The organism is Salinicola sp. RZ23, assembly GCF_003206675.1.
GTDB classification, from domain to species: domain Bacteria; phylum Pseudomonadota; class Gammaproteobacteria; order Pseudomonadales; family Halomonadaceae; genus Salinicola; species Salinicola endophyticus.
Genome location: NZ_PZJK01000001.1, coordinates 356677 through 381440, shown reverse-complemented (window position 1 = coordinate 381440; position 24764 = coordinate 356677). Strand labels below are relative to the sequence as shown.

General features: G+C 64.3%; 20 protein-coding genes. 10 read left to right on the top strand and 10 right to left on the bottom strand.

The features are described 5' to 3' along the window. Nucleotides 1-198 precede the first annotated feature (198 nt). Nucleotides 199-1650, bottom strand: coding sequence for an aspartate ammonia-lyase (locus DOM67_RS01655; RefSeq protein WP_232825101.1), 1452 nt, complete (start codon nt 1648-1650; stop codon nt 199-201). 277 nt (nt 1651-1927) lie between these two features. On the opposite strand from DOM67_RS01655, the gene DOM67_RS01650 reads away from it, so the two are divergent. The 3 genes from DOM67_RS01650 (at nt 1928) to DOM67_RS01640 (ending at nt 4956) form a co-directional block, all read left to right on the top strand. Next, on the top strand, nt 1928-3061 hold the full coding sequence (locus DOM67_RS01650; RefSeq protein WP_110673930.1) for a tyramine oxidase subunit B: 1134 nt from the start codon (nt 1928-1930) through the stop codon (nt 3059-3061). 82 nt (nt 3062-3143) lie between these two features. Beyond that, nucleotides 3144-3569, top strand: a complete 426-nt coding sequence (locus DOM67_RS01645; protein WP_110673929.1) for a Rid family hydrolase — start codon at nt 3144-3146, stop codon at nt 3567-3569. A gap of 91 nt (nt 3570-3660) precedes the next feature. Next, complete coding sequence (locus tag DOM67_RS01640) at nt 3661-4956, top strand: FAD-binding oxidoreductase (RefSeq protein ID WP_110673928.1); 1296 nt, start codon at nt 3661-3663, stop codon at nt 4954-4956. A 23-nt stretch (nt 4957-4979) separates the two neighbouring features. Here the strand turns inward: DOM67_RS01640 and DOM67_RS01635 are convergent, their stop codons facing one another. After that, a complete protein-coding gene (locus DOM67_RS01635; protein WP_157958766.1) occupies nt 4980-5897 on the bottom strand; it encodes a helix-turn-helix domain-containing protein in 918 nt (305 codons plus the stop codon). 163 nt (nt 5898-6060) lie between these two features. Here DOM67_RS01635 and feaR point away from each other — a divergent pair, with 163 nt between their 5' ends. Next, nucleotides 6061-6999 carry a transcriptional regulator FeaR gene (feaR, locus tag DOM67_RS01630; RefSeq protein ID WP_110673926.1) on the top strand — a complete coding sequence of 313 codons (939 nt, stop codon included), beginning with the start codon at nt 6061-6063 and terminating at the stop codon, nt 6997-6999. A gap of 139 nt (nt 7000-7138) precedes the next feature. Here feaR and DOM67_RS01625 read toward each other — a convergent pair whose 3' ends face one another. The 3 genes from DOM67_RS01625 to DOM67_RS01615 all read right to left on the bottom strand — a co-directional run bounded on the left by DOM67_RS01625 (nt 7139) and on the right by DOM67_RS01615 (nt 12711). Next, nucleotides 7139-8623, bottom strand: coding sequence for an aldehyde dehydrogenase family protein (locus DOM67_RS01625; RefSeq protein ID WP_110673925.1), 1485 nt, complete (start codon nt 8621-8623; stop codon nt 7139-7141). Nucleotides 8624-8990: 367 nt separating this feature from the next. Next, entirely contained in the window at nt 8991-10334 is a 1344-nt protein-coding gene (locus DOM67_RS01620; protein ID WP_232825100.1) for an alginate export family protein, read from the bottom strand. A 490-nt stretch (nt 10335-10824) separates the two neighbouring features. Then, the gene (locus DOM67_RS01615; RefSeq protein ID WP_110673924.1) at nt 10825-12711 is read right to left on the bottom strand and encodes an FAD-binding monooxygenase; all 1887 of its coding nucleotides are present in this window, start codon (nt 12709-12711) and stop codon (nt 10825-10827) included. A 441-nt stretch (nt 12712-13152) separates the two neighbouring features. Here DOM67_RS01615 and DOM67_RS01610 point away from each other — a divergent pair, with 441 nt between their 5' ends. From DOM67_RS01610 to DOM67_RS01590, 5 genes are all read left to right on the top strand, one after another. Further along, complete coding sequence (locus DOM67_RS01610; RefSeq protein WP_110673923.1) at nt 13153-13539, top strand: 5-carboxymethyl-2-hydroxymuconate Delta-isomerase; 387 nt, start codon at nt 13153-13155, stop codon at nt 13537-13539. Nucleotides 13540-13567: 28 nt separating this feature from the next. Beyond that, nucleotides 13568-15076 carry a 5-carboxymethyl-2-hydroxymuconate semialdehyde dehydrogenase gene (gene hpaE / locus DOM67_RS01605; RefSeq protein WP_110673922.1) on the top strand — a complete coding sequence of 503 codons (1509 nt, stop codon included), beginning with the start codon at nt 13568-13570 and terminating at the stop codon, nt 15074-15076. Between the two features lie 70 nt (nt 15077-15146). Continuing rightward, complete coding sequence (hpaD, locus tag DOM67_RS01600) at nt 15147-16127, top strand: 3,4-dihydroxyphenylacetate 2,3-dioxygenase (protein WP_110673921.1); 981 nt, start codon at nt 15147-15149, stop codon at nt 16125-16127. Between the two features lie 71 nt (nt 16128-16198). Continuing rightward, nucleotides 16199-17089, top strand: a complete 891-nt coding sequence (locus tag DOM67_RS01595; RefSeq protein WP_110673920.1) for a fumarylacetoacetate hydrolase family protein — start codon at nt 16199-16201, stop codon at nt 17087-17089. After that, nucleotides 17076-17876, top strand: a complete 801-nt coding sequence (locus DOM67_RS01590) for a 2-oxo-hepta-3-ene-1,7-dioic acid hydratase (protein ID WP_110673919.1) — start codon at nt 17076-17078, stop codon at nt 17874-17876. Before DOM67_RS01595 ends, DOM67_RS01590 begins: the two co-directional genes overlap by 14 nt. Nucleotides 17877-17888: 12 nt before the next feature. Here DOM67_RS01590 and hpaA read toward each other — a convergent pair whose 3' ends face one another. Then, nucleotides 17889-18788: a 4-hydroxyphenylacetate catabolism regulatory protein HpaA gene (gene hpaA, locus DOM67_RS01585; protein ID WP_110673918.1), complete on the bottom strand. Its 900-nt coding sequence runs from the start codon at nt 18786-18788 to the stop codon at nt 17889-17891. Between the two features lie 284 nt (nt 18789-19072). Here hpaA and hpaI point away from each other — a divergent pair, with 284 nt between their 5' ends. Further along, nucleotides 19073-19879, top strand: a complete 807-nt coding sequence (gene hpaI, locus DOM67_RS01580) for a 4-hydroxy-2-oxoheptanedioate aldolase (RefSeq protein WP_110673917.1) — start codon at nt 19073-19075, stop codon at nt 19877-19879. Between the two features lie 167 nt (nt 19880-20046). On the opposite strand, the gene DOM67_RS01575 is transcribed toward hpaI, so the two are convergent. The 4 genes from DOM67_RS01575 to DOM67_RS01560 all read right to left on the bottom strand — a co-directional run bounded on the left by DOM67_RS01575 (nt 20047) and on the right by DOM67_RS01560 (nt 24600). Continuing rightward, nucleotides 20047-21492, bottom strand: coding sequence for an amidase (locus DOM67_RS01575; protein ID WP_110673916.1), 1446 nt, complete (start codon nt 21490-21492; stop codon nt 20047-20049). Between the two features lie 10 nt (nt 21493-21502). After that, entirely contained in the window at nt 21503-22744 is a 1242-nt protein-coding gene (locus DOM67_RS01570) for an MFS transporter (RefSeq protein ID WP_110673915.1), read from the bottom strand. A 9-nt stretch (nt 22745-22753) separates the two neighbouring features. Next, the gene (locus tag DOM67_RS01565; protein WP_232825099.1) at nt 22754-23638 is read right to left on the bottom strand and encodes a transporter; all 885 of its coding nucleotides are present in this window, start codon (nt 23636-23638) and stop codon (nt 22754-22756) included. A gap of 101 nt (nt 23639-23739) precedes the next feature. Next, nucleotides 23740-24600, bottom strand: a complete 861-nt coding sequence (locus tag DOM67_RS01560) for a helix-turn-helix domain-containing protein (protein ID WP_157958765.1) — start codon at nt 24598-24600, stop codon at nt 23740-23742. Nucleotides 24601-24764: the final 164 nt, after the last annotated feature.

The following is a 24764-nucleotide window of genomic DNA, read 5'->3' as shown; positions in this document are numbered from 1 at the left end:
AAGGCCAGACCGGGGCGCGTAGCCAAGGCGAAAATCGGCGAAAACGGACCGGGCTGGCGCTCCAGTTTACGAGGTGTAAATGAGCATTTTACTCGCTCCGCTCGCCCTTCGGGCCGTCCTTCGGACGTTCTGAACGTTGTTCAGTGAGCCGATTTTTTAACGCCGTATTGCCGAGCGCAGGTAGTTTTCGTACAGAGCCTAGACCCGCAGCGGCGCTAGCCTGGGCGCGATCATATTCTCCGGGCGCAGGATATCGGCAAGCGAGGCTTGATCGAGCAAGTTCTCCTCCAGCACCAGCTCCAGCACGCCGCGGCCGGAGACCAGCGCCTCGCGGGCGATGCGCGTGGCGTTGTCGTAGCCGATATGCGGGTTGAGCGCGGTGACCAGCCCGATCGAGCGCTCCACCATCTCGCGGCAGTGGGCCTCGTTGGCGGTGATGCCCTCGATGCAGTGCTCGCGCAGCATGTGCATGGCGCGGGTCAGCAGGCGGATGGAGTCGAACAGCTTGTAGGCGATCAGCGGCTCCATCACGTTCAACTGCAGTTGCCCGCCCTCGGCGGCCATGGTCAGCGCCAGGTCGTTGCCGATCACCTCGAACGCCACCTGGTTGACCGCCTCGGGGATCACCGGATTGACCTTGCCGGGCATGATCGAGCTGCCGGGCTGGCGCGGCGGCAGATTGATCTCGTTGAAGCCGGCACGCGGCCCGCTGGAGAGCAGGCGCAGGTCGTTGCAGATCTTGGAGAGCTTCACCGCCAGGCGCTTCAACATGCCCGAGAAGAGCACGAACGCCCCCATGTCGGAGGTGGCTTCGATCAGGTCCTGGGCCGGCACCAGCGGCTGGCCGCTGATCGCGCCGAGGCGCTCCACCGCCAGGCGCTGATAGCGCGGGTCGGAGTTGATCCCGGTGCCGATGGCGGTGCCACCCAGGTTGACCTCGCACAGCAGGCGCGGAATCTGCGCCTCCAGGTGGCCCAGATCCTCGCCCAGGGTGGTGGCGAAGGCGTTGAACTCCTGGCCCAGCGTCATCGGCACCGCATCCTGCAGCTGGGTGCGGCCCATCTTGAGCACGTCGGCGAAGGCCGCGCCCTTGTCCGCCAGCGCATCGCGCAGCTGCGCCAGACTGCCGAGCAGCGCATCGTGGCCCAGCAGCAGACCGAGGCGGATCGCGGTGGGGTAAGCGTCGTTGGTCGACTGCGCCATGTTGACGTGGTTGTTGGGGTGCAGGTGCGCGTAGTCACCCTTGGCGTGGCCGAGGTGTTCGAGTGCCAGATTGGCGATCACCTCGTTGGCGTTCATGTTGGTCGAGGTACCCGCCCCGCCCTGGATCATGTCGACCACGAACTGATCGTGGTGCTCGCCGGCGATCAGCGTCTGGCAGGCGTGGCGGATCGCTTCCAGACGGGTGGCGTCGAGATAGCCCAGCTCGTGATTGGCCTCCGCCGCGGCCTGCTTGACCATGGCCAGCGCGATCACCAGCTTGGGGTAGTGCGCCAGAGGCACGCCGCTCAGGTGGAAGTTCTCCACCGCACGCTGGGTCTGGATGCCGTAGTAGGCGCTCTGGGGCACGGGCAGCACGCCCAGCAGGTCCTTCTCTTCACGGGTGGGGATCGTGTCGGCGTCAGTGCCGAGATCCGGGGTCGCCATCATGGTGGGTATCGTCTTCAGTCAGGGGGTTCGAACGGCCTGGGCGCCGGGGTGCCGGCGCCGCTGGGCGTAAGGTAACGCCGCGCCGGCTCGCCTGCCCAATGCCGTTGCGTGGTGGTGCATGCCCGCCCGGCATGGGGAGAGCATCGCTGATGAGGAGACCGGTAACGACCCGGCAGCGCGGAAACGCATATGTTGCCGATCTGTGCTAACGCTGGCTCCAGAGGGTGCGCAATATGAGTCCGTGCATATCAAGAATAATATTGCGACGGAGTCAGCAATGAACGATACGAAGATCGATTTTATCTACCTGTCCGAGCAGGACATGATCCGCGCCGGCGTCACCGATATGGCCGCCTGCGTCGATACCATGGAAGAGGTCTTTCATCTTCTCCATACCGGTGACTACCGTATGGCCGGCCCCAACAATGACTCGCACGGCGCGATGATCATGTTCCCGGAGGAGTCGCCTTTCCCCACCATGCCCAAACCGACCGCGGACCGCCGCATGATGGCGATGCCGGCCTATCTGGGCGGCAGCTTCTGCACCTCCGGCGTGAAGTGGTACGGCTCCAACATCGCCAACCGCGACAAGGGCCTGCCCCGCTCCATTCTGATGTTCACGCTGACCGACCCGGACACCGCCGCGCCCCTGGCGTACATGTCGGCCAACCTGCTGTCGGCCTACCGTACCGGCGCGGTGCCGGGTGTCGGCGCGCGTCATCTGGCACGCAAGGATTCCCGTGTCGTCGGCCTTCTGGGCCCGGGCGTGATGGGCCGCACCAGCGTCGCCGCGTTCATGGCGACGTGCCCTGACATCGACACCGTCAAGGTCAAGGGTCGCAGCGAGAAGAGCGTCAACGAGTTCATCGACTGGGCCAAGACGCACTATCCGCAGTTGACCGTCGAGGTGGTCGATACGGCGGAAGCGGTGGTGCGCGACTCCGACATCGTGACCTACTGCGCCTCCGGGGAAGTCGGCGACCCCGACCAGTACCCCCTGGTCAAGCGCGAGTGGGTCAAGCCCGGTGCGTTTCTGGCGATGCCGGCACCGACCAACTTCGATGAAGGCCTGGAAGCGCCCGAGATCCGCAAGGTGCTCGACAACACCGGCCTTTACGAGGCCTGGTACGAGGAAGTGCCCAAGCCCGCGCACCACACCATTCCGCTGATCGGCGTGAAATTCATGGACATGCTGCACGCCGGCACCCTCGATGCCAGCGCGCTGGAGGACCTGGGTGCGATCGTCTCCGGCGATAGCCCGGGGCGCAGGAACGACGACGAGATCATCATGATGTCGGTCGGCGGCATGCCGGTCGAGGATGTCGCCTGGGCGACGGTGATCTACCGCAAGGCCGTGGAACAGGGCATCGGCGTCCGGCTGAATCTGTGGGATGAACCTGCCCTGAAATGAGCCGACACGGCCCCCGTTTGCGGGCATCGGCAGTATGGCCGGTGTCCGCCTTTTTCGTCGATTGCAACATGAGCGCCCTACCATGACTCACATCACCAAGGTCAAGACCGGTTCCCCCTTCGAAGAGCACGCCAGTTACTCCCGCGTGGTAGCCGTCGACAACTGGATCCTCGTCTCCAACACCGCCGGACGCCATCCGACCACCAAGCAGATTCCCGACGACGTCGGTGAGCAGTTGAAGCAGGTGTTCGCCAATATCGAGCGCGGCCTTGCCGCGGTCGACAGCAGCCTTGCCGACATCATATCCGCGAAAATCTTCATCCAGGACCCGGCCGACACCAACACCGTCATGGGTCTGTTCGGCGAGATCATGCGCGGCATCGACCCGGTCATCACCGTGACTTGCCCGCCGCTGGGTGCCGAGGTCTACAAGGTCGAGCTGGAAGTGACCGCCTATCGCGGCGCCGGCAGCGCCGAGATCCACCGGATCGACACCTCCGCACAGTGAGAGCTCGTCCGCGCCCCATCCGGGCGCCCGACAGGTGGCTGGCAGTGACCGGCCGCCTCCGGTTTGCCGACTCATCGACCAGGACACTTTCATGGCTCCAACCATTGCACCCGTCGATACCTCCAAGGATTTTCCCGACGCCACCACCGTGGTCATCATCGGTGGCGGCATTATCGGTCTGACCGCCGCGCTGACGCTCGCCGAGCGCGGTGTGCCGGTCGTCGTGCTGGAAAAGGGCCGGCTGGCCGGCGAGCAGTCCTCGCGTAACCTGGGCTGGGTTCGCAAGACCAATCGTCATCTCGAGGATGTGCCGCTGGCACTCGCCGCTGACACGCTGTGGGCGACCATGGCCGAGCGGACCGGCAGTGACGTCGGCTATCGCCAGTCGGGGATCATGTTTCTATCGCGCACCCCCGCTCAGCTGGCCGTGCACGAGGCCTGGCTCGACTCGGTATCCGAGCTGTCGCTGGACTCCAGGCTGCTGAGCCCCCGCGAGATCGACGCGCAGGTGCCGGGCGGTCGTGGCGACTGGGCCGGTGCTATCTTCACGCCGTCCGACGGCCGCGCCGAGCCGACACTTGCCTCCAGCGCCATCGCCCGCGCGGCCATCGCCCGTGGCGCAGTGATCGTCGAACACTGCGCGGTGCGCAACATCACCCGCGCTGGCGGCCGGGTCAGCGGAGTCGTGACCGAGCGCGGCGAGATCCGCTGCGATCAGGTGCTGCTGGCCGGCGGCATGGGGTCCCGCCGCTTTCTGGGCAATATCGGCATCTCCCTGCCGACACTCCCCCTGGTCCTGTCGGTGTTTCGTACCGGCGCCATGGAAGGCCCCACCGATGTGGCCGTCGGCGGGCCGGATTTCTCGTTCAGAAAGCACAAGGATGGTGGTTTCATCGTGACCCAGCGTGGCGCGCTGGATGCCCCGCTGACGCTGGATCACCTGCTGGTCGGCGCCAAGTACTTGAGCGCCTTGCGCGCGCAGCGCGGGATGCTGCGGATCTCGCTGGGCAAGCCTTTCTGGCGGGATCTCACACTACCCAGGCGCTGGAAGCAGGGGCGATCGCCGTTCGAGCGCGAGCACACGCGCACCATCGACCCAGCGATCAACGAGGGGCTCAACCAGGAGGCGTACCGCAATCTGGCGGCGGCCTGGCCGGTGTTCGAGAACATGAACGTAGTGGAATCATGGGCGGGCATGATCGACATCACCCCGGACTCGAACCCGGTCATCGATGCGGTGCCGGGCGTGCCGGGACTGACACTGGCCACCGGCTTCTCCGGCCATGGTTTCGGTACCTCACCGGCAGCGGGGCAGCTAGCGGCCGATCTCGTCATGAACTCGGCGCCGCTCATCGATCCAACGCCCTACCGATTCGGCCGATTCTAGGCGCTGTACGACAACGGACGCCGTCAACTTGGCGACTCGAGCAATCGGGCCCGAGTCGCAGAGGGTGACTCCTGGAACAGGCGCCGGTATTCGCGGCAAAAATAGCTCTGGTGGAAAAAGCCCTGCGCGGCAGCAGCGTCCGCCAGGTACTGGGCCGGATCCTGAAGCAGGCTGCGTCGCACGGCATTGAGCCGTAGCGCGCGCAGATAGGCCACCGGCGACTGCCCCACCTCGGCCTGAAAGCTGTATTGGAGTGTGCGTCGTGAGATCTTCAACTGGTCGCAGAGTGCCATCAGCGAAGGCGGGTCCTCCGGACGACTCTGGATCAGCGCCTGGCAGCGTTCGACGATATAGCGCCGGGTCCGATAGTTGTTGGCATCCGGCTCGATGGTGGGCACATCGCTGCCGAGCAGCATGTCGATGCTCTCTTCGAGCTGATGGACCAGCGACTGCTGCAGCGCCGGCGGTATCGGTTCATGGGCGGGGCGCTGGCTCAGGTAGTCGGTCATCCACTGCCACTGCCCGCGGACCTGGTGCAACAGCCCCGGGGATACCTCGAGTCGTCGCAGTCGATACTCATCGCGCCCCAACCATTCGTGACGGCTGCGGTCAATGGAGACCACCAGCAGATCGTAATTCGAGGGCACCACGCTCCAGAACTGATCACAGCGGGGCAATAGCGTCACGGTATCGATACCGAACAGACTCGCACTGGGCCAGCGAATCGGCGTCACCAGATGCCACTGGGACTCGGGGAAATGCATGCGCTGGAACAGGCTCAGATTGGCACTTTCACGAAACAGGCGAACCGAATGGCTGGCGACATCGACGATCTCACCGGAAAAATGGCCCGCCTCGATCTGGCTGATCTCCTGCTGCCAGCCATCCAGGCGCAGGGCTTGCTCGGCAGCATCACGACAGTGGTGCAGGGTGATGTTCACGAATGACTCCTTCGAGCGCAGCGCTCGAGGCCATGGCATCTCGTTGTCGCCCGCCAGCCACGGCGACCAGCCCGTGCTGGCTCGACCCGTAAGTGGCGATGACAAGGCATCTTTTTATTCAGAACCCAAAAATAATTAGTGTGTTAGTGAAAAAGGTGACTCCATGCTCTCCACGAATGCAACCTCTCAATCGTTCGACGTCTGGCTCGATGCCATTCGCCAGATTTGTGGCAATTTCGATGCCAAGCCAAGAGAGCACCTGAACTTTCAAGGCAGTATCTCGGCACGCACCAATGGCGGCATCGATATCGCCCATATCGTCACCAACGCCGCAAAGATCACCAGCAGCCAGGCCCAGCGTTGCCACGAGGACCGTCACTGCTTTCTGGTCGTGCAGAAGCTGGGACACGCCACCCTGGAGCAGAACGACACCCAGATCACGCTGCGCCCGGGCGACATGGTACTGATGGACTCCCCCAGGGCCTTCGAGATCACGCCCCACGGCCTGGTCGAACAAAACTCCCTGCATCTCTCGCGCAGTGACATCGCCCGGCACTTCGGCGACACCGCGATCCCCTTCATGAAGATCACCGCAGACTGCGCCAGCAGCCAGGTTCTGCAGCTCATCGTCAATCGCATCGTGAGCGAGCCGTTGGCCGCGACCGACGAACGCGACCAGGGGGTCCTGGCGTCCCTGGCGGCCCTGCTGCCGGCGATCCACCAGCACCAGGCCCTCACACCCTCGTTTCTGGCGCAGGCCGATGGCACGCTCTTCACCTGTGTTCAGCAATTCATCGATCAGCATCTGCACGAAGAGGACATCGGCCCGCAGCGGCTGGCCCACGTCTTTCATATATCGGAGCGCCAGCTCTACCGCCTGTTCGAGCAGCACGATGAAACGGTGTGTCGCTATGTGCAGCGCCGCCGACTGGCCCGCTGCGCCGAGGCGCTGGCCAGCCCGGTCCTGACCAAGCGCTCGATTACTCAGATCGCTTATCAATGGGGATTCACCGACTCGGCGCACTTCAGCCGCGCCTTCAAGCGCGAGTTCGCGAGCTCGCCTCGGGAATACCGCCGTGCGCGACTCGCGCAGGTGGCCTGAGAATCACAGCCGGGCGGTCGTGCAGCAAAACGGTGCGTGAGTATGGGTCGGCGTGCCGAAAGCGTGCATGAGTGTGGGCGGTAGTACTGACACGTTGACGCGGGCCGGCCCCCGAGACCCCAGGAGGCCGGCTCCTCGCTCAATAAGCGATGCAGATCGACTTGAGCTCGGTATAAGCGTTGACCGCTTCCGGGCCGAACTCCTTGCCGATGCCGGACATCTTGAGACCACCGAACGGCATGGCCGGATCGAGCGTCACGTGGGTGTTGACCCAGACGGTGCCGGCTTCGATACGCGGTGTCATCGCCATGGTCTTGGACAGGCTCTCGGTCCAGAGGCTGGCTCCCAGACCATAATCGCTGTCGTTGACCATGCGCAGGGCCTCCTCCTCATCGTCGAACGGAATGACCGTCAGCACCGGGCCGAAGACCTCTTCCCGGGCGATCTCCATGTCGTGATTCGCGCCGCTGACCACGGTGGGCGAGATATAAAATCCCTCGGCCGGCACCTCGTTGCCGACATGCACCTGGGCACCCTGCTCCCGCGCGCGGTCGATATAGCCCTGCACGCTCACCTGCTGGCGTTTGGACACCAGCGGATTGACCTGCGCCTCGGGGTCGATGCCGGGGCCAGCCCGCATGGCGTCGACGGCCTTGGCCAGATGCTCGCAGAAGCGATCGTGCAGGCTGCGGTGCACGTAGAACCGCGAGGCCGCCGCGCACACCTGCCCCTGATTGAGCAGGCCGCCCATCAAGGCGCCATTGACCGCCTTCTCGAGATCGGCATCTGCCAGCACCAGCATCGGATTCTTGCCGCCGAGCTCCAGCGAGAAGTTCGCCATGTGCTCGACCGCGGCGTGGCCGATCTGCTTGCCGATCTCGGTACTCCCGGTGAAGGTCACTTTCTTGACGTCCGGATGCTCGGACAACCGTGTTCCCACCGTCGCCCCCGAGCCCAGCACCACGTTGAAGACCCCTTTGGGCACGCCGGCCTCGATGGCAAGCTCGGCCAGCCGCAGCACGCTGAGCGGCGTCTCGGAGGAGGGCTTCAACACCACCGTGCAGCCCGCCGCCAGCGCTGGCACCACCTTCCACAACGCGATCATCATCGGGAAGTTCCACGGCACGATGGCCGCCACCACGCCGACCGGCTGGCGCAGCGTGTAGGCGTTGAACTTCGCACCCTCGGGCATGCCGATGGAGACGTCCCGGGTGCTGCCTTCGAGCTTGGTGGTCCAACCCGCCATGTAGCGAACGAAATCGATCGAGAAGCCGACATCGACGCCACGGGCGATATTGATCGACTTGCCCTGGTTGAGTGTCTCGATCTGAGCGAGCTCGTCAGCGTGCTGCTCGATCAGGTCAGCAAAACGCAGCAGAAGCCGCTCCCGCGCGGCCGACGTCATGCCGCCCCAGCGGCCATCGTCGAAACTTTGCTTGGTCAGCGCCACCGCCCGGTCGGCAAGGGCCACATCGCCCTCGGCCACCTGAGTCAGCGGCTTGCCGGTCGAGGGGTCGAGCACGTCGCGAGGCGAGCCGTCGCTGACATAGGCACCCTCGATGAACGACCCTGTCGCCCGTTTGAAAAAATCCTGTACGGCCTGTGATGCTGAGTCCTGGCTCATGAACGATCTCCTGCGCATGCAAGGTGTCGAGAGGGACGCCCGTCTGGCGTCGCTCGACCGTAAAAGGGGTAGCTGAGGCTAGGCCTTGTCTTAAAAGTCACCGAGCGGAGGCAAACCCGGGGCGCGTAGCCAAGGCAAAAATCGGCGAAAACGGATCTGGCTGGCGCTCCAGTTCACGGAGGAGCCGATGACTCGCTCCGCTCGCCTGTCGGGCCATCCTTCGAACGTTCTGAACGTTGTTCAGTGAGCCGATTGTTAACGCCTTATGGATAAGCGCTGTACTTTTCAGACATGACCCAAGGCTAGTGCGCCATGCCCCTGAAAACTTGCCCATGCCTGCCAGGCTCATGACGCTGTCTGCCGAAGCCTAGAAATTGAATCCGGCCAGCAGCTGGGTGTAGTAGTTAGCGCCGCTGCCACCGAGCTGGGAGCCGCCATTCGAGGCCGATGCATCCGGATCGAAGCGGCCCACCAACGGCATCACCCACCAGTGGTCGTTGATCGTCCAGGTGGCATAGAGATCGATCTCGTTGCCATCGAGGTTCTGTCCCTGATCGCGATCTAGGGTGTCGAAACGATACGCCAGCATGCCCAGGCTGAGCTGTTCGGTAGGCGTGACTGACAGCGTGATCTGTTGAATGCGCGCATTGGTCTCGAACGGCCCGGCGTAGTTGGCCGCCACCTCCCCCTGGAACCAGGTACCGAGCGCCCGGCCGTTGCCGTAGAACAGCGGGTCATAGCCATCGGAGAAGCGGCTGAAGCGATAGCTGGCGTAGGGTGACCCGGGCAGCTCGTCGAAGGTCCAGCCCATCTCCAGATACCAGGCATTCTCAGCGGCACCGTTACCCTTTTCCTGAAAGGCGTACTGCCCGGACAGAAACAGGTTCTCGACACCGGCGTTGCCGTGGCCATAGAGGCTGTAGACCTTGGTGCCATCGCGGTCAGGATGGAGGAAGGCGTAGTCGTTATCGGTATCCAGCACCTTGAGGTAGGTCGCGCCGAGGGTGTTGTCGTCGCTCACGTGTTCGAGCGTACCGACCGCCATGGCGGGTTTGGCCTGGGCGGGATTGTCCGATTCGAGCCACATCAGATCGCCACGCCACCCCGAGTCGCCGCCGAGTTTGACCACGGCGGTTCGCGCGAACGCCTGCCGCGGGGCCAGATAATAGGCGCCACCCCGGTCGAGTTCGCCGCCGAGCAACCCATCGCCGACATTGAGCGAATCCCCGGAAATCAGAAACCCGTCGCCGACCTGAATGCGCTGGCGTCCCACCGACACATCGAGACCATCGCGTCCGAGCGCCGGGATCAGATCGCCGGATTTCCAGCCGACGGCCAGGTCCTCGATATGCGTGCGACGCTCATCACCCGTGGTGAATCCCCCTGCGTCACCCTGCCCCCAGGTAGCGCTCGACACCCATGCCACGTTGGCATAGAGCGAACCCGCCGTGGGCGACAGCGCCTGTGTGACGTCGACGCCGTACTTGATGAACCCTTCCTGCCAGTCGCGCCCTTCCGCCTCAGCCGTCTCCGACTGGGCGTAGCCCTTCTGGCTGTGAAACACCCCCGCCACCCCGGTGACGTTCAGATTGATCTTGGTCCTGGCGGTGTCGTAAATCTCGAGCGCCGAGGCATTTCCGGACAAGGCGAGCGAAATGACCGTGCCGGCAGCGAGTGTCGGCAGCATGGGGCGGTAGCGTGAAATCGTCATGAAGCAGTCTTCCCTTTGTTGTTGCAGTGCATGGGGTGGCAATGCTCGTTGTTACGGGGATTGTCGCTACGACACTTATCGTTGTAGTGCTCCTGGGGCGAGTGATCTCAGGCGTCAAAGGGACATCCCCGATGGACAGGCTAGCGAGACTGGCTGCGCGACTCTTGTCCGCTCCTGACAAAAACCTGCCTCAAGTTGCCACAATGCGAACTCCAGACGAGTTCAGGAAAGCCTGACCGTCGATGACACAATGGCTCATCCAGCGCCGAGAGCAACAGCGACGCTGCGGTTGTCTCCCTCCAACATCAAAGCATGCTCAATCCACTGACCAGGCCAGTGCAGACGCGGTACCCACACCACCACCGCGATAGACACCCCGTCCGCCTCCAGAAAGGGCACGCTGCCCCGGCTGACCGTGCCGAGCGAGGCGGTGCGGTTGTCTTTCAGACGAACGGATCGAGCGGCATGCCGATCGGGATGGTCAGCAGGATCATGGACATCGCATCAATATGGGCTTGAAAAAGGCCGCCAACTCGTCAGTGGCTGTCAGAGGCAGGACATTGGCCACGTATTGATCCGGACGGACCACCACCAGCGCACCGGCGCGGTCGATGCCACGAACCTCGAAGATATCCTCATCGGCTGCCACGCCGTAGACGTTCTCGAGATCCACCAGCGCAAACGGGCCGACCTCGGGCGTGAAGACACTCGGCACCTCGCCCATCGCAACGTCCTCGTGGCGCTGCTGATAGATCACCTTGACGTCGAACCAATCAACCCAGGCGCCGCCCGGCAAGGCCGCATTGAGGGGAGAGTCGGGCGAGTGCACCAGCCATTCGGCGAGGTGTCGGGTCTTCGAGTCGGCCCCGGGGCTCGCGGTGTCGGCAAACACATAGAAGCGCCACCGGCCATCGGCCCTGGCCTGATGCCCGAGCTGTAGCGGGTTGCCGTCGCAGACCCGCGAGGCCCTTGCCGACTTGAACCGCTTGCCGATGGGAAAGCCGGTCGCAAGCGCCTGATGGTCAGCGGAATGGGTGATCAGCGACGGCTCGTACTCGGTCATGAAACCGGCCGGGAACTCGATGGTTCGGGTGTAGAACGCTTCCAGTTCGTTGGGATCCTCGAACGCTTCCGGATGCTTGGCCATCATCGTCGACCACTGCTTGTCGAAATCGATCAGGTTCCTGGCCACCACCTGACGCTCGGTGGAGTAGGTCGACAGCAGGCTGGCCGGGCTGCAACCGGACAGCACATGGCCAAGCTTCCAGCCCAGATTGAAGCCATCCTGCATCGAGACGTTCATGCCCTGACCGGCCTTGGCACTGTGGGTATGGCAGGCATCGCCGGTAATGAACACCCGAGGCAGCCGCCCGGACCCCGGATTCTCGACGTCATCGAAGCGGTCGGTCAGGCGATGGCCGACCTCGTAGACGCTGTGCCAGGCCACGTTTCGCACATCGAGCGTGTAGGGCGTGAGAATCTCGTTGGCCTTGGCGATGATCCGCTCGATGGGCGTGTTGCGCACGGCGCTGCTGCCATCGGCCGGTACTTCGCCGAGGTCGACGTACATCCGAAACAGATGCCCGCCCTCCCGCGGAATCAACAGGATGCTGCCGCCGGCATGGGACTGGATGGCGCACTTGGTGCGGATATCCGGGAAATCGGTGCGCGCCAGCACATCCATCACGCCCCAGGCGTGGTTGGCCTGATCGCCGGCAAGGGTGCAGCCGATGGCCCGCCGCACGCCGCTTCGCGCCCCGTCGCAGCCCACCACGTACTTGGCCCTCACCGTACGTTCGCGGCCCTCTTCCGGCCCGGCCACCTGCGCGAGCGCCACCGTGACCGGGTAGTCACCCTCCTCCTCGACCGTCAGCCCCTTGAACTCGATGCCAAAATCCGGACGGATACGTGCCGGCCCATTAGCGGCCGACTCGGCCAGGTAATCGAGCACACGCGCCTGGTTGACGATCAGATGAGGAAACTCGCTGATGCCTTCCGGATCATCGGCCGTGCGAGCGGTACGGATGATGTACTCGGGCCGCTCCGGATCCGGCTTCCAGAACGCCATCTCGGTGATGCGATACGCCTCGGCCGTGATCCGATCGGCGAAGCCGAACGCCTGGAAGGTTTCGACGCTTCTGGCCTGAATGCCATCGGCGTGGCCGATTTCGAGCCGCCCCGCCCGGCGCTCGATGATGCGGGTACGGATGTGGGGAAACTGGGCAAGCTGCGCGGCCATGATCATGCCGGCAGGGCCGGTGCCGACGATCAGAACATCGACTTCGTCGGGCAACGCCTCGGGGCGATCGAGCCCCTCGCCGAGCGCGGGCTGAACGCGGGGGTCGCCGGATACGTAGCCGTAATGGTGAAACTGCATGGTCTTCTCCTCATGGAACCTGCTGCGCTGGGCGGCAGACGTGGCAGCGCGCTCGGCGAGCGTCCCCGGTGATAAACAGCGTCTGGGCCCTGATGCCGTCCATGCTGAATACCCCCTGGCACGATGAGGATGTGTTTTACATCGCCATGATTGTACTTTTCATAAATACACGCCCTACCTTAGTCGGCCCACCCACCACACACCTCATCCACTCGTTAATCTATGAACAATCTGGGCACGTCAGTGCTCTCGAACCGGTGAGATGGCGCTCTCTGACCCAGAAATCGCGGCATCCCCCGTGCCTGGCGAATGCCATTCATGTAGATCCAAATGATGAGGAAGGCTCTCTTGACACAGTACTTCTGCAATATTGTTAATTTATTAACGAAATAGAGATACCCCGGTCGGCCACGCCCACTGCCGGCATGAAAGGAGAACGACGTGCCCCACTTGCATATCGAATATTCACCCCACCTCGAACAGCGCGTCGACGTGCACGAGGTCTGTCTGGCCGCCCACCGGGTGATGACGGCATCCCCGCTCTTTCCACTGGCAGGCATTCGCATCCGTGCCTTTGCCGCCGATCACTGCATCGTGGCCGACGACCACCCCGACAATGATTTTCTGGCCATGACCCTGAGCGTGGGCAGCGGCCGAGCCCAGGCGGACCTCGAGGCTGCGGGCGACCAGCTGTTCGCCGCCGTGCAGCGCGTGCTTGCCACACCGCTTTCCACAGCGCACTTCGCCCTCTCGCTCGAGATCCGCGAGATCGATGCCGCGCTGAGCTGGAAAGACACGCCGATCCATTCCCGGCTGTCCCGACAGTGAGCCCAACACCCCCTCCGGAGAATTCTCGATGAGCCAATTGAACGACAACATCGCCCGCGCGCAGGGCTACATGAAGCGCTTTCGCGATCAGGGCGTCTTGAATCACATCAACGGCGAGTCGGTGCCGGCCGATTCCGGCAAGACGTTCGAAACGATCTCGCCGGTCGACCTCACCCCCCTTGCCGAGGTGGCCCATGGCGGTGCCAGTGACATCGACCGCGCCGTCAAGGCTGCCGAACAGGCGTTCAAGCGCTGGAGCAAGACTCCGGGCAAGGAGCGACGCGCGATCCTGATCAAGGTTGCCGAAGCCATCGAGGCCCGCGCCGAAGAGATCGCCTTTACCGAGTGCATGGACACCGGGCAGTCGCTGCGCTTCATGTCGAAGGCCGCCATGCGCGGTGCCGCCAACTTCCGCTTCTTCGCCGACCGCGCCCCCCAGGCCGAGGATGGGCTGTCGCTTCGAAACGAGACCCAGATGAACGTGACCTCCAAGCGCCCGCTGGGCCCGGTCGGGGTCATCACGCCGTGGAACACGCCGTTCATGCTCTCGACCTGGAAGATCGCACCGGCACTGGCCTCTGGCTGTACCGTGGTGCACAAGCCGGCCGAGTTCTCGCCGATGACCGCCAAGCTGCTGGTCGAGATCGCCGAGGAAGCCGGTCTCCCGAGAGGGGTATTGAACCTGGTCAACGGCATGGGTGAAGACGCCGGCAAGGCGCTGACCGAGCACCCGGGCATCAAGGCCATCGCCTTCGTCGGCGAAAGCCGCACCGGCCAGATGATCATGGCTCAGGCGGCACCGACGCTGAAGCGCTTTCACTTCGAGCTCGGCGGCAAGAACCCGGTCATCGTGTTCGACGACGCCGACATCGACCGCGCCGTCAACGCCGCCACCTTCATGATCTACTCGCTCAACGGCGAACGCTGCACGTCCTCCTCGCGCCTGCTGGTTCAGGAAAGCCTCTATGAAGAGTTCACCCGCCGCGTGGCGGAGGTGGCCAATGGCGTGAAGGTCGGCCACCCGCTGGACCCGGAGACCGTGGTCGGCCCGCTGATCCACCCGGAGCACGAAGAGAAGGTGCTGTCGTACTTCGACAAGGCGCGTGAAGAGGGTGCCACCATCGCCGCCGGCGGCGAGAAGGTCGGTGACGCAGGCTGCTTCATCCGCCCGACGCTCTTTACCCACGCCACCAACGACATGTCGGTCGCTCAGGAGGAGATCTTCGGCCCGGTGCTCACCGCCATTTCCTTCAAGGATGAAGAGGAAGCACTGCGTCTGGCCAACGAGACCCAGTACGGCCTGGCCGCGTATCTGTGGACCAGCGACCTCGACCGCGCCATGCGTCTGACCGACGAACTGGAAGCCGGCATGATCTGGGTCAACTCCGAAAACGTCCGTCACCTGGAGTCGCCGTTCGGCGGCGTCAAGGCGTCAGGCATTGGACGCGATGGCGGTGACTGGTCGTTCGATTTCTACATGGAGACCGTCAACGTCTCCTTCCCGCGCAAGCCCCATCAGGTGCCGAAACTCGGGTGATCTCACCTGCGCAGGACGATATCGACCGCCCTGCTTCCGAACATCCGTGAGCCGAAGAAGGAGTCTCACCATGCCTATTCCAACGCCCAATCTTTATCCTGCGTTCAACATCATTCGCCTGAGCCACGTTGTACTGGGCGTCAGCGACCTGGCCAAGAGCCGTCACTTCTACGTCGACACCCTGGGTCTGCAGGTCACCGATGAGGACGACAGCCGCCTCTACCTGCGCGCCATGGAAGAGCGCGGTCACCACTGCATCGTGCTGGAAGAGAGTGAGCGCGCGGTCGTCAAGTCGCTCTCTTTCAAGGTCTTCGATGAGCAGGAACTCGACAAGGCCCACGACTGGTTCCAGCAGAAGGGACACCCGGTCGAGTGGGTGGAGCGCCCCTACCAGGGCCGCACGCTGCGCACCACCGACTGCTTCGACGTGCCGATCGAGCTGTACTTCAAGATGGATCGGCTCGCCCCGATCCATCAGCAGTACGCGCTCTACAAGGGCGTCAAGCCGCTGCGCATCGACCACTTCAACCTGTTCTCGCCCAGCGTCGATGAGGCGGTCGATTTCTATAACCAGATCGGTTTTCGCGTGACCGAGTACACCGAGGACGAAGGCAGCGGCAAGCTGTGGGCGGCCTGGACCCACCGCAAGGGCGGCGTGCACGACATGGCCTTCACCAATGGCCGCGGGCCCCGCCTGCACCACACCGCGTTCTGGGTGCCCACGCCCTTGAACATCATCGATCTGTGCGACCTGATGGCCACCACCGGCTACGTCGACAACATCGAGCGCGGCCCGGGCCGCCACGGCATCTCCAACGCCTTCTTCCTCTATATCCTCGATCCGGACGGTCACCGCATCGAGATCTACTGCTCGGACTACCAGACCGTCGACCCCGATCTGGAAGCGATCAAGTGGGATCTGAAAGACCCGCAGCGCCAGACGCTCTGGGGTGCCCCGGCACCGCGCTCCTGGTTCGAGCACGGCTCCGAGTTCGACAATCTCGAGCCCAGGGATTCCCAGCTCAACGCTACGCCGATCGTCGCGCCCTGAGCCGACCGGCACTCGCGTCTCACCCATGAGTCAAGAGGTCCGAGCCCGCTCGGGCCCTCAGGAGATAGCCCATGAACAACGCCCTTCCCCCGCGTCTCGCGGCCTTCCGCGCCCATGGGGCCGACCGTTTTGGGGTCGTCACCGACGAAGGCATCGTCGATCTGACGCCGGAATTCGGCCCCCGCTTCAAGGGCCTCAAGGAAGTGATCGAGGCCGGCGCCATCGACGAACTACTGAGCGCCGCCGACGGCCGCACCCCGAGCTACCGTGAAGACGACGTCACCTTTCTGATTCCGATCGCCAACCCCGAGAAGCTGATCTGTGTCGGCGTCAATTTCCCCTCGCGCAACGAAGAGTACAAGGATGGCCAGGCCGCCCCGAGCAAGCCGTCGCTGTTCATTCGCTTCCCCAGAAGCTTCGTCGGTCACAACGAGAATCTCGTGCGCCCGCCGGAGAGCGAACAGCTCGATTACGAAGGCGAGATCGCCATCGTGATCGGCAAGGGCGGCCGCCGGATCTCGCGCGAGAAGGCCTATGAGCACATCGCTGCGCTGACGCTGTGCAACGAAGGCACCATCCGCGACTGGGTCCGTCACGCCAAGTTCAACGTCACCCAGGGCAAGAACTTCGACGCCACCGGTGCCATCGGCCCGTGGCTGGTGCCGTTCAAGCGCGCCGAGCAACTCGATGACATCGAACTGACGACCCGCGTCAACGGCGACGTGCGCCAGAAGGATCGCACCTCGCGGATGATGTTCGATTTCCGCTACATCGTGAATTACGTGTCGACCTTCACCACCCTGGTGCCGGGCGACGTGATCGTGTGCGGCACCCCCACCGGCGCCGGCGCCCGCTTCGATCCGCCGATCTGGCTCGAACCGGGGGATGTGATCGAGGTCGAGGCCGACGGTATCGGCAGGCTGGTCAATGGCGTGGAGGACGAACGACATGGCACTGAGTGACACCCAGGTTGCCGAAGCTGCCGAGGCGCTGCTGGCCGCAGAAGCGACCCGCGAACAGATCGGACTGCTGTCCCGACGCTACCCGAACATGACGCTGGACGATGCCTACGCGATCCAGACCGCCCAGATGACGCGCAAGACGCGGGATCACGCCATTATCGGCTGGAAGATCGGGCTGACCTCCAAAGTCATGCAGGACGCCCTCGGCATCGACACGCCCGACAGCGGCGTGCTCTACGACTACATGCGCCATGACACCGGCGCCGTCATTCCCAGGGGCCATTTCATCGCGCCCCGCGTCGAAGCGGAGATCGCCTTTGTGATGAAGGCACCGCTCGAGGGCGACGTGACGCACGAGGAGGTGCTGGCCGCGACCGAGTACGTGACGCCGGCCCTCGAGATCCTCGATACCCGCATCGTGCGAAAGGACCAGGAGACCGGTCAGGCGCGCGTGATCGTCGACACCGTATCCGACAACGCCGCCAATGCCGGCATCGTGCTGGGCGCCGAGCGCCACGATCCGAGCGCGCTCGATCTGCGCTGGGTCGGCTCGATCGTCAAGCACAACGGCGTCGTCGTGGCGACGGGCCTTGGCGCCGGCGTCCTGGATGATCCGGTCACCGGACTGGTATGGCTGGCGCGGCGGATGGCGACGTACGGCCAGCGCATCGAAGCCGGTCAGGTCATCCTGTCGGGCTCGTTCATCGGCCCGATCGAATGCCCTTCCGGCAGCCGAATCGACGCCGACTATGGCGCGTTCGGCAGCGTATCGCTGACGTTCGACTGAACGGCAGGCCAGCTACCGGTGGCCCGGCTGGACGCGACGGTAACCCGAGGGGGTGGTGGCTGCATGACGTGCAAAGAATCGACAGAAATAGCCCGGATCCTGAAACCCGAGCCGATAGCCGATCTCGTTGATGCTCATGCGGGTAAAGGTCAGCAGGCGTCGCGCCTCCTGCATCAGACGGTCGTGCACCACGCGCTTGCTGGGCACCCCGGCGATGCGGCGGCAGACGCTGTTGAGCCGGGCCTCGGTCACATTGAGCGCGTGGGCGTAATCCGACAGCGTCCAGTGCGCGGTGTAGTGGGCCTCGATCTCCAGATTGAAACGGTGAAACAGCGACAGCTCGCCGTGCCGCACGCTCTGGGCCGGCAGCGAGTTGGCCGACAGTCGAAACAGGCTCATGAAGATCAGCCGGGTAAGCGTTGTCAGCGCGCCCTCACGGCCCGGGCGGTCGGCCTCGAACTCGAGACACAGCTCATCGAACAGCCGCTCGACGCGGTTGACGTCGAGTCGCTCGTCGTCAGTCACCCGGCCGGTCGCCACGCATACCGGTGCCACCGCCGAGGCGTCGCCCAGCTCGGGAAACTCGTCGAGCAGCGACCACACCAGCTGCTGACGCACCGTCAGCACGTGGCCATCGCTGCCGTCCTCGGTGGTGAAGGAGTGCGGCACGGTCGGTGGGGTCAGAAAGAACATCGGGCCCTGCTGGTGAAACTGCCGCTCGTCCAGATAGACCCGCACCATGCCGCGCTTGACGTAGTGGACCTGAAAGAAGCGGTCGTGATGATGCACCGGCATGTTACGCCCGTAGAACTCCGCCATGCGGCCCAGGGCGTCGTAATGCACGGTGGCATCGGCGTACCGCTGGTCGTACTCCTGGCCGATCGTGATGTTGGGAATGGGTTCCAGCGCCATGGCTTGACTCCTGAGTTCGCGCCGGGGCATCGCTCGACAAGACGCTATCTTAACCACCGACGGGCGCGGCGCTCCATGGCGTCGCCGTGGCCGTCGACCCACTGGCAGATCGACCTCGGTACCACATCAACTGAGACAGCCAGGTGGAGGGCGTGTCCCCCGGCCACCAGCGACCGTCTTTCATTGGCACCTGGCCGACAGCGCCGACGGCGACCACGGGCTCGGTCAGATCAACGCCGTACTTCCCCTGTCATTGTGATACGACAACGCACGAGGAATGCCTCATGGAGATGCCCATCAACACCTTTAAACAGGCGCTTGGCCGCAAGGATGCTCAGATCGGCCTCTGGCTCGGGCTGGCCAACGGCTACTGCGCCGAGCTTGCCGCCAACGCCGGTTTCGACTGGCTTCTGATCGATGGCGAACACGCCCCGAACGACCTGCGCACCATACTCGCACAGCTTCAGGCCATGGCGCCCTACCCGGTGCACCCGGTGGCCCGGCCACCGATGGGCGACGCCGCGACGATCAAGCAGTACCTGGACATCGGCGTGCAGACCCTGTTGGTACCGATGGTCGATACCGCCAGGCAGGCCCGCGATCTGGTCCGTGCGACCCGCTACCCGCCTGACGGCATTCGCGGCGTCGGCAGCGCCCTGGCCCGCGCTTCGCGCTGGAACTCGATCCCGGGCTACCTCGACCACGCCGATGAGGAGATCTGCCTGCTGGTGCAGATCGAGAGCCGCCAAGGGCTCGAGAACCTGGATGAGATTGCCGACGTCGACGGGGTCGACGGGGTTTTCATCGGCCCGGCGGATTTGAGCGCCTCACTCGGTCATCGCGGCAATCCCGGGCACACGGAAGTGCAAGCGGCCATCGAAGATGGCATCGCGCGGATTCAAACGGCCGGCAAGGCTGCCGGCATCCTCTCGGCCAACAAGCCCCTGGCACGACGCTATCTCGAACTCGGTGCCTCCTTCGTGGCGGTCGGCGTGGATACCAGCGTGCTGATGAACGCGCTGACGGCGCTGGCCGGCGAATTCAGGGGCGATGACTCCCCGGCAGCAGCAGCGGCACCGTCGGTGTACTGATGCGATCTCCCTTGACCCGATCCACCGGGCCCGGCCCCGTGGCAGGCACCACGAGTCAGGCGGTAGCGTCTTCGAGGCGACCTTCGACAGCTCGGTCGTAGGCATCGGCGACACCGGACGCTACCCGGTGTCGCCCCATGGTCAGGGCGTCAGGCGCGGGAGCGCTGTCAGCGACAGCATGCGTTGATCCCCGGTACCCGCCCGGTCCAGGGATGGGCGCGCTCCAGCTGTGCCGCCAGCGAGAACAGAAGGTTCTCTTCTCCGAAGCGACCGGCAAAGTGGCTACCCAGCGGCAGACCGTCATCGGTCCAGAACAGCGGCACCGACATCGCCGGCTGGCCCGTGGCGTTGCACAGCGCCGTGAACGGGCAGTAGCTGTGAAAGGCGTGGATGACCTCATCGAGCGAGAGCCGATCATCGAAGGCGTCCAGCGTGCCGATCACCGGCGGCTTGCGCGCCAGCGTCGGCGACAGCAGCACATCGACATCCAGCATGGTGGTCGCGATCTTGCGTCCCAGAGCATGGAGGTAATTGATCGCCGCGATATAGCGGGTGGCGTCGATGTGACCTCGCTCGCGCAGCATGATCCGCGTGCGCGGCTCGATCTCCTCGTCACTGACCGGCTGTCCGCGCAGGTTTCCGATCATGTCGAGCAGCTCCTGGGTGCTAGGGCCGATCACATCGAAGCAGCGCTGATAGAGCGCCTCCCACTCGAGCGGCAGGGTGACCCGCTCCACCCGATGGCCGAGCGACTCACACAGCGTCGTCGTCTGTTGGAGCACCTTCGCCGCCTCCGGCGCCAGCTCGGGCCCATCGATCACACCAATACGAAGCGTACCGGGATCGCGCCGAGTGGCTTCCAGACAGGAGAACGCACTCACCGGAGCCGCGTAAGGGGCCCCCGTGTCCATGCCGGCCGTGGCATCCACCAGCGCGGCGCTGTCGCGTACCGAACGGGTAATGGCGTGGGAGGTGCCCATGCCGCCCCAGCCTTCGCCGGCCATCGGCCCCGACGGCATCAGCCCCCGACTCGGCTTGAAACCGAAGACGCCGCAGCACGACGCCGGCACCCGCAGCGAGCCGCCGCCGTCGTTGCCGTGGGCAAAGGGGACCACGCGCGCCGCCACCAGCGCCGCGGCGCCGCCGCTGGAACCGCCCGCACTGCGCTCGGGATCCCACGGATTGCGGGTGGCACCATGACGCGTGGACTCGGTGGTGTAGGAGGTGCCGAATTCCGGCGAGGTGGTGGTGCCCACGAACACGCAGCCGGCGCGACGCAGCCGTGCCACGGCTTCGGCATCGAATTCGGCTCGCACGTCGCCGCCGACCAGCGATCCCTGGGTCATCCGCGCCCCCTTGAGCGGCGAGAAGAGATCCTTGACCAGCGTCGGCACCCCGGCGAACGGCCCACCGGGCGGCTGCGGCTGACGGCTCTCCTCACGGGCCGCCTCATAGAGACGATCCACCACGGCATTCAGGCGCGGTTCGACCCTTTCCAACCGCTCGATGACGGCCTCGACCAGCGCCTCGCGGGAGATGTCGCCGGCATTGACGCCCTCGCCCAGGGCAATGCCGTCATGGGAATCAAGCAGATGGTGAAGTTCATGGCTCATGATGATGCTCCTAGGACAACAGGTGAGAGGTGGAGTCGGTCGCCGAACGGGCGTCGGAGTGCCTGAACAGGGCGCCCAGCCCCCAGACGGCGGCATAGAGCGTCAACAGCCCGGCAAGGGCAAGGATGCCGTTGGTCAATCCACCGGCCTGAGAGGCCGCCAGACCGACCACCAGCGGACTGATGAACTGTCCTAGGTAGAGAAAGGCGGTAAAAAAGCCCATGCCTCGCCCGCGACTGGTCGGAGGCAGGGCGTTCATGACCGGCGCCATGGCATTCGGCACCAGCATGCCCACACCGATGCCATGGACCACGATCGAGATCAGCATCGTGGCATAGCTCTGCGCCAGCACCAGCCCGGTCAGACCGCCCGCCCCCAGCAGCAGCAGCAGCGCATTGCAGCCCCGTACGCCCAGCGTGCGTCTGACCAGCGGCCACATCAGCGCACCGGCCAGCGAGGCCAGAAGCCCTGTGCCGGTGGCCAGTCCGATCAGGGTCGTGGAAGTCACCCCCAGCCCGACCAGCAACACGGGCGCCTGCACCGGTACCACGAAGCTCATCACCATGCCGATGCCGATCAGCAGATAGCCTGCCAGCAGGGCCGGCAGGTTGACCCGGCCATTGGCAAGCGGGTGTATCTGTCCGGACACGGGTGCCGAGGCGCGCGACACGACAGGTTCCCACAGCACCCGTGCCATGAATGGCAGCAGCAGCAAGGGCAGCAGGTAGAGAGAGAACGGAGAGCGCCAGGAGTGTTCCCCCAGCATGCCGCCGATCACGAAGAAGGCCGCGCCGACCACCGCGATGGTCACCACCTGCCGATTGACGTATTTCAGACGCCGCTCACCCTGCCAGTAGTCGGCAATCAGCGTCGAACACACCGTCATGACCATGGCCTCGGCCAGCCCGAAGAGCAGACGCACACCCACGATGCCTGCCAGCCCATCCAGCAGGGCGGGCAGAGCACCCAGCAGGGCGTAGCAGAGTGTGGCGAGCATCAGCATGCGCTTGCGTCCGAACCGGTCCGCCAACCAGCCGGCCAGCGGGGCAAAGAGCGCAATGGCCAGTGCCGGGCCGGTGATGGCCAGCGGCACCCACAGGGAGGCCTGCGGGTTCACCGGAGCAAAGGCTTCGATCATGCGTGGCAGTACCGGTGCCACCATGACCGATCCTATGATGGTCAGACTGCTGGCCAGCAGCAGGATGGCCCCCTCCCGGGCGCCGGCCTGACGATGTACGGATGTCGTTGTCATGATGCCCCCCTAGAAGCTGTAGGCGACGCGAACCGCTGCGTTATAGCCTTCGGTCCGGTTCTCGGCGCCAAACTCCTTGTAGACGTGGAACCAGACCGCCGGCAGACCGGGAGACAGAAAGCTGACGGCCGGCCCGGCCGCCCACACACGGGCGCGATTACCATCGTCAATTGTCAGTGACGGGCTCTTGTCGTCGCTGATCTGGTCGTAGTAATAGCCGCCAAGACCCAGCGTCCAGACATCGACATGCTGGCCAATACCGAACTCGTTGCGATACTCCACGCCGCTGCGATAGTCGGTGTCGGTATTGCGGGTGTTGACATCGAACTGGGAGAGGGTCGAGAACTCCAGACCACCCTGCGTGACATAGGTGAAGCCGACGATGGGCGAGAACGTCCAGTGGTTGAGACCAGGGTTGACCAGACGGTCCTTGTCATACTCCCCGGTGGGCGCCTGGATCTGGAACTGTGCACTCACGCCCATGTTCGGTGCGGGCTGCCAGGCCAGCATGAGCGGCACGATCTGGACATCGGCCTGGGCCAGTACGTGTGTGTCGTCCTGAAACACGGTCAGCCCACCGGCATTGACGTCCAGCGACGCCTTCATGTCGAAAAAGGGCAGTACGCCGCCGAAACCGTAGCGCGCGCCGAACAGTCTCTTGTCCGTCATGCGGATATAGGCGACCCCGACCGAGAGCACGTCGAGGGAGAAATCGTTGGGCGATCTCTTGCCGCCTCTGGTACGCAGGTCATCGGCCGTGTAATAGGCCGTGCGCAGACCGATGGTGCCATTCGGGGTCGTGGGTGGAAGAAAACCGGAACCGAACTCGTAGACGCCCATGGGGGTGGTGGGCGCGCCATTTTCGGTGGCGAAGGATGAAGCCGCGCAGGTCATGCCAGCCAGCGCGAGACAGACAGGGACTATTATTTTCATTGTGCACCGTGTCATCACATGGGTGGTGCACCAGATTATGTTGGCCCTGATCGTGATCGTTATCAGGATTCGGCAGGATTCAAGCGGCCGCGCTGCAGGGTTTCCGAGGGGCGCTCACCAAACAGGCGACGGTACTCCAGCGCAAAATGGCCGAGATGGAAGAAGCCCCAGCGCACCGCCTCATCCTGAACCCACTGGGTCTCGCCGCGTGCTAGCGTGCGGTGCACGGCATTGAGCCGAGCCAGACGCATATAGCTGGCCGGGCTGATGCCCAGGTATTCCTGAAAGCAGTACTGCAGCTTGCGCCGGCTGACGCCGATGCGGTGACAGACGGAGGGAATGGCGATGGGCTCGTCCTGGTGGGCATCGATCACCTCGCGGGCGCGATCCACCACACGCTTGCGCACCGAGGGGGTGACGCGCTCCATCGGCCCCTGCTCCATCACATCCAACACGTGACCCAGAAAGGCGTCCCGCAATGCGTGACGACAGACCAGATCGGGTCGCAGCACCAGCCACTGACAGGCCAGATCGAACAGCAGCATCAGTGCCCGATGGTTCGAGGCCACCGGCAGATAGCCCGGCCCAGCCCGCAGGCTGTCCATCGCCTCACGGGTCTCGCCGGACAGGATTGCCAGTTTCTGATAGTCGAGGCTCAGAGAGAGCAGGTCCAGATTGGCCGCCACGCGAACCTCCGGCAGATCCCCACCCATGACGGCCAGCACGCCGGCCTGGGTATATTGTCGCCCCTGACAGATCAGCGGAGCATCGGGTCTTGACAGCGGAAAACTGAACCCGACGAAGGCGCTGCCGAGTCCACCCCGCTTGAGCAGCGCCTGGCTGCTGTGATCGCGGACCAGCCGCAACCCCTCCAGCTCAAAGTGAGTCACACGACCCTCGAAGCGCCCCTGTGAGAGCTGCATGAGCTGCAGCTCCCAGCCCTGATATTGCTCGATGTGCTGTTCGATACCCTGCGTGCGATGACAGGACAATGGCGAGGGTGCCAGCGAGTGTCGATCTTCCTTCGGAACGCACATGAGCTCATCCTCGTTCGGCGATCGCTATCGGTTCCCGTGGCAGTCGGGGC